The organism is Enterobacter sp. SGAir0187 (assembly GCF_002952735.2).
GTDB lineage: Bacteria > Pseudomonadota > Gammaproteobacteria > Enterobacterales > Enterobacteriaceae > Enterobacter > Enterobacter quasiroggenkampii.
Map to the genome: position 1 here is coordinate 2,566,903 of NZ_CP025034.2, position 17,515 is coordinate 2,584,417.

Annotated in this window: 17 protein-coding genes and 1 other annotated feature; of the genes, 7 read left to right on the forward strand and 10 right to left on the reverse strand. The window is 56.4% G+C overall.

The annotated features are described in order from the left end of the window. Positions 1–32 precede the first annotated feature (32 nt). On the forward strand, positions 33–779 hold the full coding sequence (locus CWR52_RS12345; protein ID WP_023618235.1) for a GntR family transcriptional regulator: 747 nt from the start codon (positions 33–35) through the stop codon (positions 777–779). Here CWR52_RS12345 and CWR52_RS12350 read toward each other — a convergent pair. The 3 genes from CWR52_RS12350 to ibpA form a co-directional block, all read right to left on the reverse strand. Beyond that, a complete protein-coding gene (locus tag CWR52_RS12350; protein WP_023618234.1) occupies positions 747–2,408 on the reverse strand; it encodes a putative transporter in 1,662 nt (553 codons plus the stop codon). The two genes, CWR52_RS12345 and CWR52_RS12350, sit on opposite strands and share 33 nt — an antisense overlap. 165 nt (positions 2,409–2,573) lie before the next feature. Then, complete coding sequence (gene ibpB / locus CWR52_RS12355; RefSeq protein WP_008500161.1) at positions 2,574–3,002, reverse strand: small heat shock chaperone IbpB; 429 nt, start codon at positions 3,000–3,002, stop codon at positions 2,574–2,576. A 136-nt stretch (positions 3,003–3,138) separates the two neighbouring features. Continuing rightward, entirely contained in the window at positions 3,139–3,549 is a 411-nt protein-coding gene (gene ibpA / locus CWR52_RS12360) for a small heat shock chaperone IbpA (protein WP_008500162.1), read from the reverse strand. Further along, positions 3,543–3,614 (reverse strand) — a sequence feature (ROSE (Repression Of Heat Shock gene Expression) occurs in the 5'-region of heat shock genes and acts as an RNA thermometer to modulate expression.). It overlaps the preceding gene by 7 nt. Positions 3,615–3,863: 249 nt before the next feature. Here ibpA and CWR52_RS12365 point away from each other — a divergent pair. Continuing rightward, positions 3,864–4,196 carry a YceK/YidQ family lipoprotein gene (locus CWR52_RS12365; RefSeq protein WP_104949804.1) on the forward strand — a complete coding sequence of 111 codons (333 nt, stop codon included), beginning with the start codon at positions 3,864–3,866 and terminating at the stop codon, positions 4,194–4,196. On the opposite strand, the gene CWR52_RS12370 is transcribed toward CWR52_RS12365, so the two are convergent. The 3 genes from CWR52_RS12370 to CWR52_RS12380 form a co-directional block, all read right to left on the reverse strand. Then, positions 4,193–5,422: a DUF3748 domain-containing protein gene (locus tag CWR52_RS12370; RefSeq protein WP_104949805.1), complete on the reverse strand. Its 1,230-nt coding sequence runs from the start codon at positions 5,420–5,422 to the stop codon at positions 4,193–4,195. The genes CWR52_RS12365 and CWR52_RS12370 overlap by 4 nt on opposite strands. 50 nt (positions 5,423–5,472) lie before the next feature. Further along, the gene (gene yidA / locus CWR52_RS12375) at positions 5,473–6,285 is read right to left on the reverse strand and encodes a sugar-phosphatase (protein ID WP_104949806.1); all 813 of its coding nucleotides are present in this window, start codon (positions 6,283–6,285) and stop codon (positions 5,473–5,475) included. A 114-nt stretch (positions 6,286–6,399) separates the two neighbouring features. Further along, entirely contained in the window at positions 6,400–7,425 is a 1,026-nt protein-coding gene (locus CWR52_RS12380) for a zinc-dependent alcohol dehydrogenase family protein (RefSeq protein ID WP_104949807.1), read from the reverse strand. A gap of 110 nt (positions 7,426–7,535) precedes the next feature. Between CWR52_RS12380 and CWR52_RS12385 the strand changes: the two genes are divergently transcribed. Beyond that, complete coding sequence (locus tag CWR52_RS12385; protein WP_104949808.1) at positions 7,536–8,471, forward strand: LysR family transcriptional regulator; 936 nt, start codon at positions 7,536–7,538, stop codon at positions 8,469–8,471. 34 nt (positions 8,472–8,505) lie between these two features. On the opposite strand, the gene gyrB is transcribed toward CWR52_RS12385, so the two are convergent. The 4 genes from gyrB to dnaA are packed head-to-tail and all read right to left on the reverse strand — an operon-like array spanning position 8,506 to position 14,518. Further along, on the reverse strand, positions 8,506–10,917 hold the full coding sequence (gene gyrB, locus CWR52_RS12390) for a DNA topoisomerase (ATP-hydrolyzing) subunit B (protein WP_048030320.1): 2,412 nt from the start codon (positions 10,915–10,917) through the stop codon (positions 8,506–8,508). Positions 10,918–10,945: 28 nt separating this feature from the next. Next, positions 10,946–12,019: a DNA replication/repair protein RecF gene (gene recF / locus CWR52_RS12395; protein ID WP_104949809.1), complete on the reverse strand. Its 1,074-nt coding sequence runs from the start codon at positions 12,017–12,019 to the stop codon at positions 10,946–10,948. Then, a complete protein-coding gene (gene dnaN, locus CWR52_RS12400) occupies positions 12,019–13,119 on the reverse strand; it encodes a DNA polymerase III subunit beta (RefSeq protein ID WP_008500170.1) in 1,101 nt (366 codons plus the stop codon). Before dnaN ends, recF begins: the two co-directional genes overlap by 1 nt. A 4-nt stretch (positions 13,120–13,123) precedes the next feature. Further along, positions 13,124–14,518: a chromosomal replication initiator protein DnaA gene (gene dnaA, locus CWR52_RS12405; protein WP_104949810.1), complete on the reverse strand. Its 1,395-nt coding sequence runs from the start codon at positions 14,516–14,518 to the stop codon at positions 13,124–13,126. Between the two features lie 599 nt (positions 14,519–15,117). Between dnaA and rpmH the strand changes: the two genes are divergently transcribed. From rpmH to yidC, 4 genes are read left to right on the forward strand one after another with little or no spacing between them, the layout of a single operon-like run. Continuing rightward, on the forward strand, positions 15,118–15,258 hold the full coding sequence (rpmH, locus tag CWR52_RS12410) for a 50S ribosomal protein L34 (RefSeq protein WP_000831330.1): 141 nt from the start codon (positions 15,118–15,120) through the stop codon (positions 15,256–15,258). Between the two features lie 16 nt (positions 15,259–15,274). After that, on the forward strand, positions 15,275–15,634 hold the full coding sequence (gene rnpA / locus CWR52_RS12415; protein WP_024907873.1) for a ribonuclease P protein component: 360 nt from the start codon (positions 15,275–15,277) through the stop codon (positions 15,632–15,634). After that, the gene (gene yidD / locus CWR52_RS12420) at positions 15,598–15,855 is read left to right on the forward strand and encodes a membrane protein insertion efficiency factor YidD (RefSeq protein ID WP_001307474.1); all 258 of its coding nucleotides are present in this window, start codon (positions 15,598–15,600) and stop codon (positions 15,853–15,855) included. The genes rnpA and yidD overlap by 37 nt, the downstream gene beginning before the upstream one ends. Before the next feature lie 2 nt (positions 15,856–15,857). Then, entirely contained in the window at positions 15,858–17,501 is a 1,644-nt protein-coding gene (gene yidC / locus CWR52_RS12425) for a membrane protein insertase YidC (protein ID WP_023617679.1), read from the forward strand. Positions 17,502–17,515: the final 14 nt, after the last annotated feature.

Sequence of the window (17,515 nt, forward strand, 5' to 3'; positions counted from 1 at the left end):
CCACGCCCTGATAAGGGCAGAGAGGTCTACTGGTGATCTACAAATCCATTGCTGACAGATTGCGGCTGCGGCTGAATTCGTCGGACTACAATATCGGCAGTCCGCTGCCGGGCGAGAAAGCGCTGGCGCAGGAGTTCGGCGTGGCGCGAATGACCATCCGCAAGGCGCTGGATCTGCTGGTGAGCTGGGGGCTGGTTGAACGGCGGCACGGCAGCGGCACGTTTGTGTCACGCAAAGACGTTCACCATGAAACCACCAACCTGACCGGGCTGGTGGAGGTGTTGCGTCAGCAGGGAAAAGAGGTGCAGAGCAAGGTGCTGCAGTTCGAAGTGATGCCCGCCCCGCCCGCCATCGCCAGCCAGCTGCGAATTCAGGTGGATGAGCGGATCTACTTTTCCCGACGGGTGCGCTACGTGGATGGTAAACCGCTGATGCTTGAGGACAGCTTTATGCCGGTGAAGCTGTTCCGCAATCTGTCGCTGGCGCATCTTGAAGGGTCAAAGTTTGATTACATCGAGAAGGAGTGCGGGATCACCATCAGCGGCAACTACGAGAGCCTGACGCCGGTGCTGGCCGATAAGCAGCTGGCGGGTTATATGAACCTGCCGGAACAGACGCCGCTGCTGCGTATCACCTCCCTTTCCTACAGCGACAGCGGCGAGTTCCTCAATTATTCCGTGATGTTCCGCAATACCAGTGATTACCAGGTGGACTACCATCTGCGGCGCATCCACCCGGACGACCTGCTAGCCCATCCCCCAGAACAGCACCGCCAGTAGCTGCGGGGTGATGATGCGCAGGAACATCACCAGCGGGTATACGGTGGCATAGGAGAGCGCGGCCGCGCCGCTGGTGGTGTGCAGGTTGTTGGCAAAGGCCAGCGCGGGCGGATCGGTCATGGAGCCCGCCAGCATGCCGCACAGCGTCAGGTAGTTCATTTTGGCGAACATCCGCGCCAGTATGCCCACCGTCAGCAACGGAATCGCCGTGATAAAGATGCCGTAGCCGACCCAGCTCATCCCTTCGCCTTTGACCAGCGTATCGACGAAATCCCCGCCGGACTTCAGCCCGACCACCGCCAGGAACAGCACGATGCCCAGCTCGCGCAGCGCCAGGTTGGCGCTCGGCGGCATAAACCAGTAGAGCTTACCGATGCAGCCGATACGCCCGAGGATCAGCGCCATTATCAGCGGCCCGCCCGCCAGGCCCAGCTTGAGCGCCACCGGGAAGCCCGGCACGTACAGCGGGATGGAGCCAAGGAGTACGCCAAGCCCAATACCGATGAACACCGGCAGCATCTGCACCTGCTGCAGTTTCTGCTGGGCGTTACCCACCATATCCGCCACGGCGTCGATGGACGACGGGCGCCCCACCAGGTTGAGGATATCACCGAACTGCAGGCTGGCCTCGGGGCTGGCGACCAGTTCGACACCCGCACGGTTGAGGCGAGAGATCACCACGTCATAGCGCTCTTTTACCTGCAGATCGCGTATTTTTTTACCCAGTACGTGCTCGTTAGTCACCACAACCCGCTCCACCCGCATATCGGTGCCGCGCGTGGAGAGCGAGGTATCCACTTCCTGACCAATCACCAGACGGGCATTGTTCAAATCCCCAGGCTGGCCAACCAGGTGCAGCAGATCGCCTTGCTGAATGATGGTGCCGGGCGCGGGCACCATCAGCATATCGTCGCGCTTAAGGCGGGAGCAGATAATATTGGCGCTGTTCAGGATCGGCACGTCCTGAATCGCCATATTGTTCAGGTTGGGGTTATCAACCCGAATGTTGATGGTTTTGATCGGCATATGGCCGTTGGTAAGCGTGGTTTCGTGGTCCTTTGCCTCTTTATCGACGTTAATGCGAAACAGGACGCGGACCAGCCACATGGAGAGCAGAATGCCGCAAATGCCAAACGGATAGGCCATGGCGTAGCTCATCCCCATCTGGTCGACGATGCCGGGTTCGATGCCCAAATCGCGGAGGATTTGCTGCCCGGCACCGAGCGCGGGCGTGTTGGTGACCGCCCCGGAGAAAATGCCCAGCACCACGGGCAGCGGGATAGCAAAGATTTTATGCAGAATGGCGGTGACCAGCCCGCCCATCACCACAATGCCGAGGGCAAACAGGTTGAGCCGTAAGCCGGAGACACGAAGAGAGGCGAAAAAACCCGGCCCCACCTGAATCCCGATGGTATAAACGAACAGGATCAGGCCGAACTCCTGAGTAAAGTGGAGCATTTCGGCGCTCAGCACCAGCCCGAGCTGGTCGGCAAAGTGGCCGACAAAAATGCCGCCAAACAGCACCCCGCCTATCCCAAACCCGACGCCACGGATTTTGATATTCCCTATCCACAGGCCAACAACAGCGACCAGGGCCAACACGCTTACGGTTAACGCGATATCACTCATGATCCACTTCCTTGGCATAACCTTAGTTATGCTAAGGATTCTCTCAGAGCCGTGGGCGGTTGTATGGGCGATGGCGCACAAAAAAGCCCTGCCGGGGCAGGGCTTTATCTTTTCACCCTCTCCCTGTGGGAGAGGGCCGGGGTGAGGGCACCAGCCCGCACACGATTAGCTGTTTAACGCCGGCCGATCGCTAATGGCGATACGCTGCGGGGCGATGGCTTCCGGCACGTTACGGGTCAAATCAATATGCAGCAGCCCGTTGGTAAACGTTGCGCCGGAGACGTCCATATGGTCTGCCAGGGTAAAGCTCAGGCTAAACGGCTGATTAACCAGCCCCTGATGCAGCCATTTGGTCTCGGTCTCTTGTTTCTCCGGCGTACCTTTCACGGTCAGACGCGTGCCTTCGAGCTGAATATCCAGATCCTCCTGACGGAAGCCGGCCAGCGCCAGGGTGATGCGATAGTGGTTATCGTCGCTTTTTTCGATGTTGTACGGCGGAAACGTCTGTTGCTCAGCGGTGTTTTGCAGGGCATTAGCCAGTTTGTCAAAACCAATCCACTGACGAAGTAAGGGGGATAAATCGTAGTTACGCATACTAAATCTCCTTCTGAGAAGCGAGTTCGGCACAGTTTAATTTTGTGCGCAGTTGTTCCTGCAAATCCGGATGGATTCGCATATGCTCCCGTTACGGCAAGCAAGTCTGGGTGGGCCGCTCGCGCGACCCGCATAATTAGTTAATTTCGATACGACGCGGTTTTTTCTCTTCCGGAATCACACGTTCCAGTTCGATAAACAGCAGGCCGTTGACCAGGTTCGCGCCTTTCACGTGAATGTTCTCGGCTAACTGGAACTTGCGTTCAAAGTTGCGCTCAGCGATGCCCTGGTAAAGGTAGGTACGTTCTTTCTGCTCGGCCGTATGGGAACCTTTCACCACCAGCAGATTGTCCTGCGCGGTGATCTCCAGTTCGTTTTCTGCAAAACCGGCGACGGCAATGGCGATGCGGTAGTGGTTTTCATCAACCAGCTCAACATTGTATGGAGGGTAGCCGTTACTCTGGCTTTGGTTATTTTCTAAATGGTTAAACAGGCGGTCAAAACCAATTGCAGAACGGTATAGCGGAGAAAGATCGAAGTTACGCATAAATAAAACTCCTGAAATCAGCGAGAAAATTAAGCCTTCCACCATGGACAGGCCTTTGCGCCCCCCGAACACCCATCAGGCGAGTTCGTTATCGGGTCGTATTCTTAAAATGGGTCTGCAACCGGGCTTTTCAAGCGCGACGACTGCACTTTTTTTTGCACTTTCCTGCATCTCGCTTAGACTGGGACAACAGCACAAAGGGTTAAATTGCGATGGCTGCCACAGTGCGGGGTTATCGGGCTATCCATTTTGGTTAAGGCTCGTTATAACCCTGAGTTGCAGGTCTATGCAGTGCCATTAACGATGACTGAGTGATGATGAAAAATGTTCTGATAAAGCTGACGACGTTCAGCGGGGTTGTTTTACTTTGCGGGTGTTCGAGCGTGATGTCTCACACCGGCGGTAAAGAAGGAACATATCCGGGGACGCGTGCCAGCGCGGCGATGATCTCCGATGACGATACAAACTGGGGCACCAAATCCCTGGTTATCCTGGATATGCCGTTTACGGCTGTGGCGGATACACTTTTGCTGCCGTGGGATATGTTTCGTAAGGACAACTCCGTGCGCTCACGGGTAGAAAAAAGCGAGCAGGAGAATCTGGCGACAAACGCCGTTATCCCGCCCGCTAACATGCCTCCACGCTAGTTATGCGCGGTTTCCGTTAACCAAAGTTGACGGAAACCCCCTGTCTCTTCCATCCACGCGATAAAGCGCCCGTCCGGGGAAAACACGACGGCATCAGCAGACGGCGGATTGCCGTGATCGGACGTCAAAAACGTCACCTCTCCGGTCTGCGCGTCACAGCAGGCGATCCGGTTTTCGAGCACAAACCCCAGTCGGTCACCCGCCGGATGCCAGTTAAACGCAGACTGAATACCGCTCGCGGTCTGCGTCAGCTGGCGCGGCTCGCCGCCCTCAGGCGAGATTAGCCACAGCTGCACAATGCCGTTATCGTCGCGCATCAGAAACGCGATCTGTGTCCCCTCCGGGTTGCTGCGAACCCAGTGACGTGGCACGTTCACCAGGCCCGGATAGGCCCTCTGATGCGTAAAGGTCAGACGACGCTGCTTCACGCCAGCAGGCGGGGCTGGCAGGGTCTCTTCGGTGCCCTGCAGCGGCGCATCGCCCGCGCGTTTCCAGCCCTGCTCGTCTTCCGGCAGGTCGACGATAAACAGTTCCGGGACTTTTTCGCCCTGCGCAGAGAGGGTATCGCCGATAAACGCCAGCCTGGTGTTGCCCACCCAGCCCTCTTCATAGGCGCGGTTAATCTCGTCACTGCCCGGCTGCGGGTTGGGCGTCGTGCGGCTGACCAGCACGCTCCAGTAAGCGCCCGGGTATTCGCGGGGATGGTTACCCTGCGGTGTCACCGGCCCGTAAGGCGCCGCCACGCCGACGTTGCGTAAATCACGTTTAGGATCGCGCACGTGCAGCACGTGGTCGTTATAGGTAAAGCTGACGAGCAGCCCGTTCGGGCTGAAGACATGGACGTGGCTGCCGCCGCGCAGCGCGCCAGGGGTGTACGGCGAAGTGATATCCATTGCGTCCAGGTTGCTCACCTGACCGTGATACACAATCACCCCCTGACGATGATGAAAATCGTAGTGCCAGTCTGCATCCGGGTTTTTCGGACCGTGGATAAAGACGTATTTCTCTTGCGCAGGATGAACGGTCACCACGCCAACGTGCGCGCCGTCAGTGGCGCGATAAACCACGTCTACCTCGCCCGTGCCGACGTTGACCCGCTCGATGGTTTCTCCGGTGAACGATGCACCTGACGGGCGTACGTCATAGACCAGCCACTGGCTGTCCGGCGTCCAGGTGTTGATGTTGGTCAGCTGGTGGTTGCGGGAAGCGAAGGTGATTTGTTTCATGAGGATACCCTGATGCGCTGTTATCGCATCAGGGTATCGCAAGCGGATGTTTAGTTCAGCACAAACTTCTCAATGGCGTAAGCCACGCCGTCTTCGAGGTTAGATTTGGTGACAAAATTAGCCACTTCTTTCACCGACGGAATGGCGTTATCCATCGCCACGCCCATGCCCGCGAATTCAATCATCGCGATGTCGTTTTCCTGGTCGCCCAGCGCCATGATTTCCTCCGGCTTGATGCCCAGCGCGTCGGCCAGCGATTTCACGCCGGTGCCTTTATTGACGCGTTTATCGAGGATTTCAAGGAAATACGGCGCACTTTTCAGCACGGTGTATTTCTCTTTCACTTCGGCCGGAATGCGCGCAATCGCTTTATCCAGGATCTCCGGCTCGTCGATCATCATCACTTTCAGGAACTGGATGGCCGGATCCATTTTCTCGGCTTCACAGAACACCAGCGGAATGGTCGCCACGTAGGATTCATGTACCGTGTAGTAGCTGATATCACGGTTGGCGGTATAAAGCGTATTGCGATCGAGGGCGTGGAAGTGGGAGCCCACTTCACGGGACAGTTTTTCCAGGAACCGGTAGTCATCGTAGCTCAGCGCAGTTTGCGCAACCGTACTGCCATCCGCGGCTTTCTGTACCAGCGCGCCGTTATAGGTGATGCAGTAGTCGCCAGGCTGATTCATGTGCAGCTCTTTCAGGTAGCTGTGCACGCCCGCATACGGACGCCCCGTGGTGAGGACCACATTAACACCCTTGGCGCGTGCCGCGGCGATCGCGTTCTTAACGGCTGGAGAGATAGTGTGGTCTGGCAGCAACAGCGTGCCGTCCATATCGATTGCAATAAGTTTTATAGCCATGAGATCCCCGGGATAAATGAGTGCTGCCTCATGCTAACGCGATTAAGCACACAAAAATAGAGCTATATTGCGCAACAAAAGCCCCCTTTTACGCCTCTCCCGGGGAATAAAGACCTACTCGCGGGTGAGAACGATTTTACCAAACGCACCGCGATCGAGATGCTCAAGTGCCTGTTCAAGCTCGTTAAAACGGTAGCGATGCTCAATCACGGGTTTCAGTCCGGTGACATCAACAGCGCGGACGAAATCTTCCAGCGCCCTGCGGTGTCCTACACCGATCCCCTGAATGACGGGAGATTTCAGCAACAGTTCGCCAGCAGAGAGCGAAATGTCAGTGCCGGCCAGCACGCCAATGACCGAGATACGTCCATGAACGGCAACGGCGCGCAGGGAGTGCTTCAGGTTCTCCCCGCCCACGGTTTCAATAATATGGTCGATGCCGCGATCCTGCGTCAGTGCCAGCGTATTTTCAGCCCAGTCGCCTTTCAGGCGGTTGATGCCCTGGCTGGCCCCCAGTTTTTTGGCCAACGCCAGTTTTTCATCGCTCCCCGAGGTGACAAATACCTCTGCGCCGTGCGCTTTGGCAATTTGCAGGGCGAAAATCGCCACGCCACCCGTCCCCTGAACCAGCACCGACTGTCCGGCGCGCAGCTGGCCGCGTTCTACCAGCGCAAACCAGGCGGTAAGCCCTGCACAGGGTAAGGTGCTGGCCTCTGCGTCATCCAGGGTTTCCGGCGATGCCGCCAGCGCGTCTTCCTTCACAATCACATACTCGGCCAGCATTCCCTGGAAGTATCCACCGGACGTTCTATAGGGCAAATTGCGCGCGTCCGCCTGCGGTTTACCGTCGATCCACTCCGGGAAGAAGGTTGAGATGACGCGAGCGCCGGGCTGGAAACGCGTGACGCCTTCACCAACGCTGTCTACGACGCCCGCCATGTCAGACGCCGGGGTAAACGGGAAGGAAAGCGGAATCGGCATCGTGCCTTCAATCACCATTTTATCGCGATAGTTGAGCGCAACGGCATTCACCCGCACGCGCACTTCACCCCGGCCAGGCTGTGGAACGGGTGCCTGAGTCAGCTTGAGGTTCTCGCGCCCGAGGGCGTCCATGGACCAGCGTTGCATTGTCTCTGTCATTTTATTTCTCCTGCCATCAGATGAGCTTTAGTCCTGACAGTCTACCGTTGACTAAGCGTCGCCAGTGGCGATAAGTTTTCTCTTTATTGACGCCAGAATAGATACAATCCATGACCGATACGCTGAAGGATATTCCTGTTTTTGTGGCCGCCGTTGAGGCGGGAAGTTTTGCTCAGGCCGCCATCCGTCTGCATTTGTCACGCTCGGCGGTTGGAAAAAGCATTGCCCGCCTTGAAGAGCGGCTGGGGGTACGTCTTTTCCAACGCACCACCCGCAGCCAGAGTCTGACCGATAACGGCGCCCTTTTTTATGAACGCTGTCTGCGCGCGCTGGAGGAGATTCGGGGCGCAGAGTCGCTGCTTGAAACCGGGAAACAGCAGGTCAGCGGCCGCCTGCGCGTTGCCATGCCGGTGCTGTTTGGTCGCCAGTGCGTCGCGCCGCTGTTGATTGAACTGGCGCAGGAACACCCCGGGCTTGAACTGGAAATGTCATTCAGCGACCGCGTGGTAGATCTGGTCGAGGAAGGGTTTGATATGGCGGTGCGTAACGGCACGCTTCAGGACAGTAGCGTGCTGGTCGCCAGAAAGCTGGGAGAATATCGCATGGTGTTGTGCGCCGCGCCGGAGTATCTGCAGAAGAAAGGCCAGCCACAAAGCGTGGCTGATTTACCCCATCATACGGCCATTAACTATCTGCGCGCAGGCAGAGTCCTCTCCTGGCAGCTGATGGATAACGAAGGAACGTCGCACACCTTTACTCCCCGGTCATCACTTAATATGGATGATTTGCAGGCGATCTGCGACGCTGCGCTGGCCGGACATGGCATTGCATGGCTGCCCTGCTGGATGGTCGTTAAAGATATTCACCAGGGTAAACTCGTCCCGCTCCTGAAGCAGGCGCCGGATGTCCATTTTGACATACATGCGGTCTGGCAGCAGACGCCACACCTGCCGCTAAGGGTAAGAATGGCCATAGACACGCTGGCGAGCCGTTTACCGTCCGTGATGTCGCTGGATATGCCTGCGCCCATAAAAAAGCCGCGCTAAACGCGCGGCCAGTTATCGTGCGGTATCACGTCGATTAAATATCGATATTTGCCGCTTTCAGGGCGTTCTCTTCGATGAAGGCACGACGTGGTTCAACCGCATCGCCCATCAGGGTGGTGAACAGCTGGTCTGCAGCAATCGCGTCCTTAACGGTAACGCGCAGCATGCGGCGGCTTTCCGGATCCATGGTGGTTTCCCACAGCTGCTCCGGGTTCATTTCGCCCAGACCTTTATAGCGCTGGATCGCGAGGCCGCGACGGGACTCTTTCACCAGCCAGTCCAGCGCCTGCTCGAAGCTGGCTACCGGCTGACGACGTTCGCCACGTTCGATAAACGCATCGTCTTCGATCAGGCCGCGCAGCTTCTCGCCGAGTGTGCAGATACGACGGTATTCCGGACCGGTGACAAACTCGTGCTCCAGCGGGTAGTCGGTGTCGACGCCGTGGGTACGCACGCGAACGATCGGCTCGAACTGATGATCGGCGTTCTGCTGAACATCGCATTTCCACTGGCTGCCGTGCTGCTCTTTCTCGTTCAGATCGGTCACCAGGGCGTTCACCCAGCGGGTGACGGTCTGCTCGTCGCTCAGATCGGCTTCAGTCAGGGTTGGCTGATAAACCAGCTCCTTCAGCAGCGTTTTCGGATAACGGCGTTCCATACGCGTAATCATTTTCTGCGTGGCGTTGAACTCGGACACCAGACGCTCCAGCGGCTCACCGGCCAGTGCAGGAGCGTGCGAGTTCGCGTGCAGGGTTGCGCCATCAAGTGCGATTGCGATTTGGTACTGATCCATCGCTTCGTCATCTTTGATGTACTGTTCCTGCTTGCCTTTCTTCACTTTGTACAGCGGCGGCTGGGCAATGTAGACGTGGCCACGTTCAACGATTTCAGGCATCTGACGATAGAAGAAGGTCAACAGCAGCGTACGAATGTGCGAGCCGTCGACGTCCGCATCGGTCATGATGATGATGCTGTGATAGCGCAGTTTGTCCGGGTTGTACTCGTCACGGCCGATGCCGCAGCCCAGCGCGGTGATGAGCGTCGCCACTTCCTGAGAAGAGAGCATCTTGTCGAAGCGGGCTTTCTCAACGTTGAGGATTTTACCCTTCAGCGGCAGAATCGCCTGGTTCTTACGGTTACGGCCCTGCTTCGCAGAACCGCCCGCGGAGTCCCCTTCCACGAGGTACAGTTCGGACAGCGCCGGGTCGCGTTCCTGGCAGTCAGCCAGCTTGCCCGGCAGGCCGGCTAAGTCCAGCGCGCCTTTACGACGGGTCATTTCACGGGCTTTACGCGCCGCTTCACGGGCACGCGCCGCATCGATAATTTTGCCCACCACGATTTTCGCGTCGGACGGGTTTTCCAGCAGGTATTCGCTCAGCAGTTCGTTCATCTGCTGCTCAACCGCCGATTTCACCTCAGAAGAGACCAGCTTGTCTTTGGTCTGTGAGGAGAACTTCGGATCCGGCACTTTCACGGAGACAACGGCAATCAGGCCTTCACGGGCATCGTCACCGGTGGCGCTGACTTTCGCTTTCTTGCTGTAGCCTTCTTTGTCCATGTAGGCGTTCAGGGTACGGGTCATCGCCGCACGGAAGCCTGCAAGGTGAGTACCACCGTCACGCTGTGGAATGTTGTTGGTGAAGCAGTAGATGTTTTCCTGGAAACCGTCGTTCCACTGCAGCGCCACTTCCACGCCGATACCGTCTTTTTCGGTGGAGAAGTAGAAGATATTCGGGTGAATAGGCGTTTTGTTCTTGTTCAGATACTCAACGAACGCCTTGATACCGCCTTCGTAGTGGAAGTGGTCTTCTTTGTTGTCACGCTTGTCGCGCAGGCGAATCGAGACGCCGGAGTTCAGGAACGACAGTTCACGCAGGCGTTTCGCCAGGATGTCGTACTCGAACTCGGTGACATTGGTGAAGGTTTCGAGGCTCGGCCAGAAACGCACCATGGTACCGGTTTTGTCGGTGTCGCCCGTGACGGCCAGCGGTGCCTGCGGCACGCCGTGCGTATAAAGCTGACGGTGGATTTTGCCTTCGCGCTGGATAACCAGCTCCAGCTTCTGCGACAGGGCGTTTACTACCGAAACACCCACGCCGTGCAGGCCGCCGGAAACTTTATAGGAGTTATCGTCGAACTTACCGCCTGCGTGCAGGACGGTCATGATCACTTCCGCCGCAGAGACGCCCTCTTCCGGGTGAATACCGGTTGGGATGCCACGACCGTCATCGGTGACGGAGACGGAGTTATCCGCATGGATGGTGACCACGATGTCTTTACAGTGACCCGCGAGCGCTTCGTCGATAGCGTTATCTACCACCTCGAATACCATGTGGTGCAGACCGGTGCCGTCATCCGTGTCGCCGATATACATACCCGGGCGCTTACGCACCGCATCCAGCCCTTTCAGGACTTTGATACTGGAGGAGTCATAAGAATTCGACATCAACGTTTCTCGCTCATTTCAACTTGGGTTAATCCGTTATTTTACCCTTTTCCACGGTAAACATCTTCGAATTTTCGTCCGACATGTCTATAACGTGTTCAGCGCTTATCGCGCTGACGAAAACCTGCGACTGCGTGGCTTTTAAGCGGCTGGCAAGCAGCCCGCGCCGCGCGTCGTCAAGTTCCGAGGCAAAATCATCTATCAGGTACAGGCAGCGTCGCCCGCTCTCGCGGGTGAGAAACTCCCCCTGTGCCAGGCGTAGCGCACACATCAGGAGCTTGAGCTGCCCGCGCGACAGCGTGTCTTCCACCGGCGCACCGTCAGCACGAATGCGGAAATCCGCCTTGTGCGGGCCGTGCGCGGTATAGGTCAACATGCGGTCGCGCTCGAAGTTTCTCTCTAACACGTTGGCATAGTCCGTCTCTTTCTCCCAGCCGCGCTGGAAGGAGAAGGTGAGAGAGAATTCGGGTAAAAACTGTTTGCAGGTGTCGGCCATGTCTTCGGCGATACCTGCGCTGTATTCGGCACGCCAGCGGCTGATCTGTTCCGCAAGAGGGATTAACTCCCTATCCCACGGACGCAACTGGGCGTAGCGCGTCACCTGACGCAGTGCGGCGTTACGCTGCTTGAGCAGACGCTTCAGGTTGCTCCAGGCGTTAAAGAATCCGGCTTCATTGTGAAAGCATCCCCAGTCGAGGAACGCTCTTCTGTATTTGGGGCCGCCGTTGAGTAAAGTAAACCCCTCGGGCGTGATCAGCTGCATCGGCATCAGCAGCGCCAGCTCGGCCACCTTGTGACCGTCGGTACCGTCGATGCGCACCTTGCTGTCGCCCTGCTTGTCTTTGGTCAGGCCGATGGCGGTCTCCCGCTCCTCGCCCTGCAAACGCCCGTGCAGAACAAAGGATTCCTGCTCGTGGCGAATGACGCGACCAATCTGCAAACTGCGAAACGCCCGGCCGTGGCCGAGCGTATAGATGGCTTCCAGCACGCTGGTTTTGCCGCTGCCGTTCGCGCCAACCAGGAAGTTAAAGCCAGGGGATAAAGCGAGATCCGCGCTCTCGATGTTGCGAAAGTCGCGGATCAACAGACGGGTGAGCGACATTACAGTCTCATTGGCATGACAACATAGGCAGCCGACTGTGATGCGGCATCTTCAATCTGTACGCTCGAAACGGAGTCGGTCAGCAGGATGCGCACGTTCTCGCATTTCAGCGCGTTCAGCACATCCAGCACGTAGCTAACGTTGAAGCCGATTTCCATCTCAGCCCCGGCGTAGGTGACGTCCAGAATCTCTTCTGCCTCTTCCTGCTCCGGGTTGTTGGCGGTGATTTTGATCTGGTTTTCACTCACATACAGACGCACGCCGCGGAATTTCTCGTTAGAGAGAATGGCCGCACGCGCAAACGCCTGCTTGAGGCTGTCGCAGCCTGCTTCCAGCGTTTTGTCCGGGTTCTTCGGCAATACGCGGCGATAATCCGGGAAACGGCCATCAACCAGCTTCGATGTGAAGACAAAGTCGCCCACGTGAGCGCGGATGTTATTGCTGCCGATCTGCACGCGCAGCGGCGTGTCGCCACCGTCGAGCATACGCATCAGCTCAATCACCCCTTTACGCGGCACGATCACCGAATGGTTTGGCAGTGAGTCACCAATCGGCATCGAACAGACCGCCAGACGGTGGCCGTCGGTGGCCACGGTACGCAGCTCTTCACCTTCGGTTTCGAACAGCATGCCGTTTAAGTAGTAACGAACGTCCTGATGCGCCATGGAGAACTGCGTGGCTTCAATCAGACGCTTCATCGTCGCCTGCGGCAGGGTAAATTCCACTTCGCTCTGCCAGTCGTCCAGGTTCGGGAAGTCCGCAGCAGGGAGCGTGGAGAGCGAGAAACGGCTGCGGCCAGAGCGTACCAGCATACGGTCGCCTTCCAGCTGCACGGCGATTTCAGCGCCTTCCGGCAGCCCGCGGCAGATATCAAAGAATTTACGTGCCGGAACCGTGGTCGCGCCCGCGTCGTGCGGCTGCGTCAGCGTAACGCGCGCGATCATTTCCATTTCCAGATCTGTACCGGTCAGCGACAGCGTACCGTCCGCGACCTGAAGCAGCAGGTTTCCGAGAATAGGCAGCGTTGGGCGGCCGCCTAATGGGCCACTCACCTGTTGCAGCGGTTTTAATAAATGTTCACGTTCAACGGTAAATTTCATAGCGTCACGATGATAATGTTCTGATTAGATTGGAAAAATCTTCTTTTATGTCGTGGCTTTCTTCGCGTAACTGCTCAATCTTGCGACAAGCGTGCAGCACGGTCGTATGGTCACGGCCACCAAACGCATCCCCGATTTCCGGCAGACTGTGGTTGGTTAACTCCTTTGCCAGCGCCATCGCCATCTGACGCGGACGCGCCACCGAGCGGGAACGACGTTTAGACAGTAAATCTGCCACTTTAATCTTGTAGTACTCAGCCACCGTCTTTTGAATATTGTCGATAGTGACCAGTTTTTCCTGCAATGCCAGCAAATCGCGCAGCGCTTCACGCACAAAATCGATGGTGATTGCACGACCGGTAAAGTTGGCATTGGCGATAACGCGGTTCAGTGCCCCCTCCAGCTCACGCACGTTGGAGCGCAGACGCTTGGCAATGAAGAACGCCACTTCACCCGGCAGGCGAATGTCGTTTTCATCGGCTTTCTTCATCAGGATCGCGACGCGGGTTTCCAGCTCCGGTGGCTCGATCGCCACGGTCAGGCCCCAGCCGAAGCGGGATTTCAGACGATCTTCAACGCCGTTGATCTCTTTTGGATAACGATCCGAGGTCAAAATGATCTGCTGATTGCCTTCCAGCAGGGCGTTGAAGGTGTGGAAAAATTCTTCCTGCGATCGTTCTTTATTGGCAAAGAACTGAATGTCATCGATCAGCAGCGCGTCAACAGATCGATAGTAGCGTTTAAACTCTTCGATCGCATTGTTTTGCAGGGCTTTTACCATGTCCTGAACGAAGCGCTCGGAGTGCATATACACTACTTTGGCATTAGGCTTGCGCGCCATAATGCCGTTGCCCACCGCATGCAGCAGGTGCGTTTTACCCAGGCCCGTGCCGCCATACAGGAACAGCGGGTTGTAGGCCCCACCGGGGTTATCAGCAACCTGGCGAGCCGCCGCGCGCGCCAGCTGGTTCGACTTACCTTCAACGAAGTTATCGAACGTGTGTTTCACATTTACGTTAGAGCGGTAGGTTGGCTCAGCCGGTGCGGGAACATTATCCCAGCCCTGACGAGCGGGTGCGACGCGAGGGGCCGGAACAGGAACGGCCTGAGCAGGCGCTGCGACGTTCACGGTTTCACGAACGGTTTGGGTGACCGGCTTTGTACCCACTTCAAAGCGCAGCTGTGGGGCATCAGACCCGCAGAAATCGTTCAGCAGTCCATTGATGTTATTAAGGTATTTGTCCCTTACCCAATCGAGCACAAAACGGTTTGGCGCATACAAAGCCAGCGTGTTATCGCTCAGTTCCGCCTGCAACGGGCGGATCCACATACTGAATTCTGTGGCTGGTAACTCATCCTGCAATCGGGCAAGACACTGCTGCCAAAGCGAAAGTGACACGGCGGACTCCACTCGAACAATAAAAGAAAACTATTGAATATTCATGATTGTTGGCGCACATCGGCATGACCCTGTGTAAAGGGGGACGTGCGAATTGCTATCTGCAATTTATCCTGACCAGGATCCAGGGATCCCGATCGGGACCGCGGATCATAGCCTAAACTGAGCCAGAGATCTTCTGTTTCTCACAGATTCTTCCCGATTTATCCACAGGAAGATCAGAAACCGGTTAAGTGTAAACGATCCTGGCGTGAGTGCCCCACGATTTAGCCCGCATATTGGAAAAATTAATGAGCACAGACAATTTATTGCTTAAATGATCTAACGAAGATCCGGGACGATCCTTGCGCTTTGTCGGTGAGCCCGTATAATCCTCGACCCGGCGCGTGATGCTCATCTTCCTGCGTCGTCCGTTGCTCATTTTCCACGCGAAAACGTGCGGAAATACGCGGGAAATAAGGAAAGAGAATTGACTCCGGAGTGTACAATTATTACAATCCGGCCTCTTTAATCACCCACGGCTTCGGCGTCCGTCATTCGAAACTCGGTCGGGCATCCGCAAAAGTCATGAATTTATTCAAGTTTAGGTAGAAATCGCCATGAAACGCACTTTTCAACCGTCTGTACTGAAGCGCAACCGTTCTCACGGCTTCCGTGCTCGTATGGCTACTAAAAATGGTCGTCAGGTTCTGGCACGTCGTCGTGCTAAAGGCCGCGCTCGTCTGACCGTTTCCAAGTAATAAAGCTAACCCCTGAGTGGTTAAGCTAGCATTTCCCAGGGAGTTACGTTTGTTAACTCCCGCTCATTTCACTTTCGTCTTCCAGCAGCCACAACGGGCTGGCACGCCGCAAATCACCATCCTCGGCCGCCAAAATTCGCTGGGGCATCCCCGCATCGGTCTCACAGTCGCCAAGAAAAATGTTAAGCGTGCGCATGAACGCAATCGGATTAAACGTCTGACGCGTGAAAGCTTCCGTTTACGTCAGCACGAACTGCCTTCAATGGATTTCGTGGTGGTGGCGAAGAAAGGGGTTGCCGACCTCGATAACCGTGCTCTCTCGGAAGCGTTGGAAAAATTATGGCGCCGCCACTGTCGCCTGGCTCACGGGTCCTGATAGCCCTCATTCGGGTCTATCAACGCCTGATTAGTCCGCTACTCGGGCCGCACTGCCGTTTCACACCAACATGCTCAAGCTACGGAATTGAGGCATTGCGCAGGTTTGGAGTGATAAAAGGCAGTTGGTTGACGGTGAAACGCGTATTAAAATGCCACCCTTTACACCCAGGTGGAGACGACCCCGTCCCCCCAGGACCCTTTGATACCAGAGAACACTAACGATGGATTCGCAACGCAATCTTCTTATCATCGCTTTGTTGTTCGTGTCTTTCATGATCTGGCAGGCGTGGGAGCAGGATAAAAATCCTCAACCACAACAGCAGGTCACGCAGACAACGACCACCGCAGCGGGTAGCGCCGCCGACCAGGGCGTACCGGCCAGTGGCCAGGGGAAACAGATTACGGTTAAGACCGATGTGCTTGAGCTGACTATCAACACCCGTGGTGGTGATGTTGAGCAGGCGCTGCTGTTAACCTACCCGAAAGAGCTGAAGTCTAACGAACCGTTCCAGTTACTGGAAACCACGCCTGAGTTTATCTACCAGGCGCAGAGCGGACTGACCGGTCGTGATGGCCCGGATAACCCAGCTAACGGTGCGCGTCCACTGTATAACGTCGAGAACGACACCTTTGTGCTGGCTGATGGTCAGAACGAACTCGTGATCCCGATGACGTACACCGACGCCGCAGGCAACACCTTCACCAAAACCTTCACCCTGAAGCGCGGTGAATATGCGGTGAACGTGGGCTACAGCGTACAGAACGCCAGTGCGAAACCGCTGGAGCTGTCGACCTTTGGCCAGCTGAAGCAGTCCATCAATCTGCCGTCTCACCGTGACACCGGAAGCAGCAACTTTGCGCTGCATACCTTCCGTGGCGCGGCGTACTCCACGCCTGACGCGAAGTACGAGAAATACAAATTCGACACCATTGCCGATAACGAAAACCTGAACGTCAGCGCTAAAGGCGGTTGGGTGGCGATGCTGCAGCAGTATTTCGCGACGGCGTGGGTGCCAAATAACGACGGTACCAACAACTTCTATACCGCGAACCTGGGTAACGGTCTTGCAGCCATCGGCTACAAATCTCAGCCGGTTCTGGTTCAGCCGGGTCAAACCGGTAAGCTGGCAAGCACCCTGTGGGTCGGCCCGGAAATTCAGGACAAAATGGCCGCTGTTGCGCCGCACCTGGATCTGACCGTGGATTACGGTTGGTTGTGGTTCATCTCTCAGCCGCTGTTTAAGCTGCTGAAGTTCATCCACAGCTTCCTGGGTAACTGGGGCTTCTCCATCATCGTTATCACCTTCATCGTTCGTGGCATCATGTACCCGCTGACCAAAGCGCAGTACACCTCCATGGCGAAGATGCGCATGCTGCAGCCGAAGATTCAGGCGATGCGTGAGCGTCTGGGCGATGACAAACAGCGTCAGAGCCAGGAAATGATGGCCCTGTATAAGGCAGAGAAAGTGAACCCACTGGGTGGCTGCTTCCCGCTGCTGATTCAGATGCCAATCTTCCTTGCGCTGTACTACATGCTGATGGGTTCCGTTGAGCTGCGCCACGCGCCGTTCGCCCTGTGGATCCATGACCTGTCCGCACAGGACCCGTACTACATCCTGCCGATCCTGATGGGCGTGACGATGTTCTTCATCCAGAAGATGTCGCCGACCACCGTGACCGACCCGATGCAGCAGAAGATCATGACCTTTATGCCGGTCATCTTCACCGTGTTCTTCCTGTGGTTCCCGTCAGGTCTGGTGCTGTACTATATCGTCAGCAACCTGGTGACCATCATCCAGCAGCAGCTGATTTACCGTGGTCTGGAAAAACGTGGCCTGCATAGCCGCGAAAAGAAAAAGTCCTGATCCGATAAGTTAAC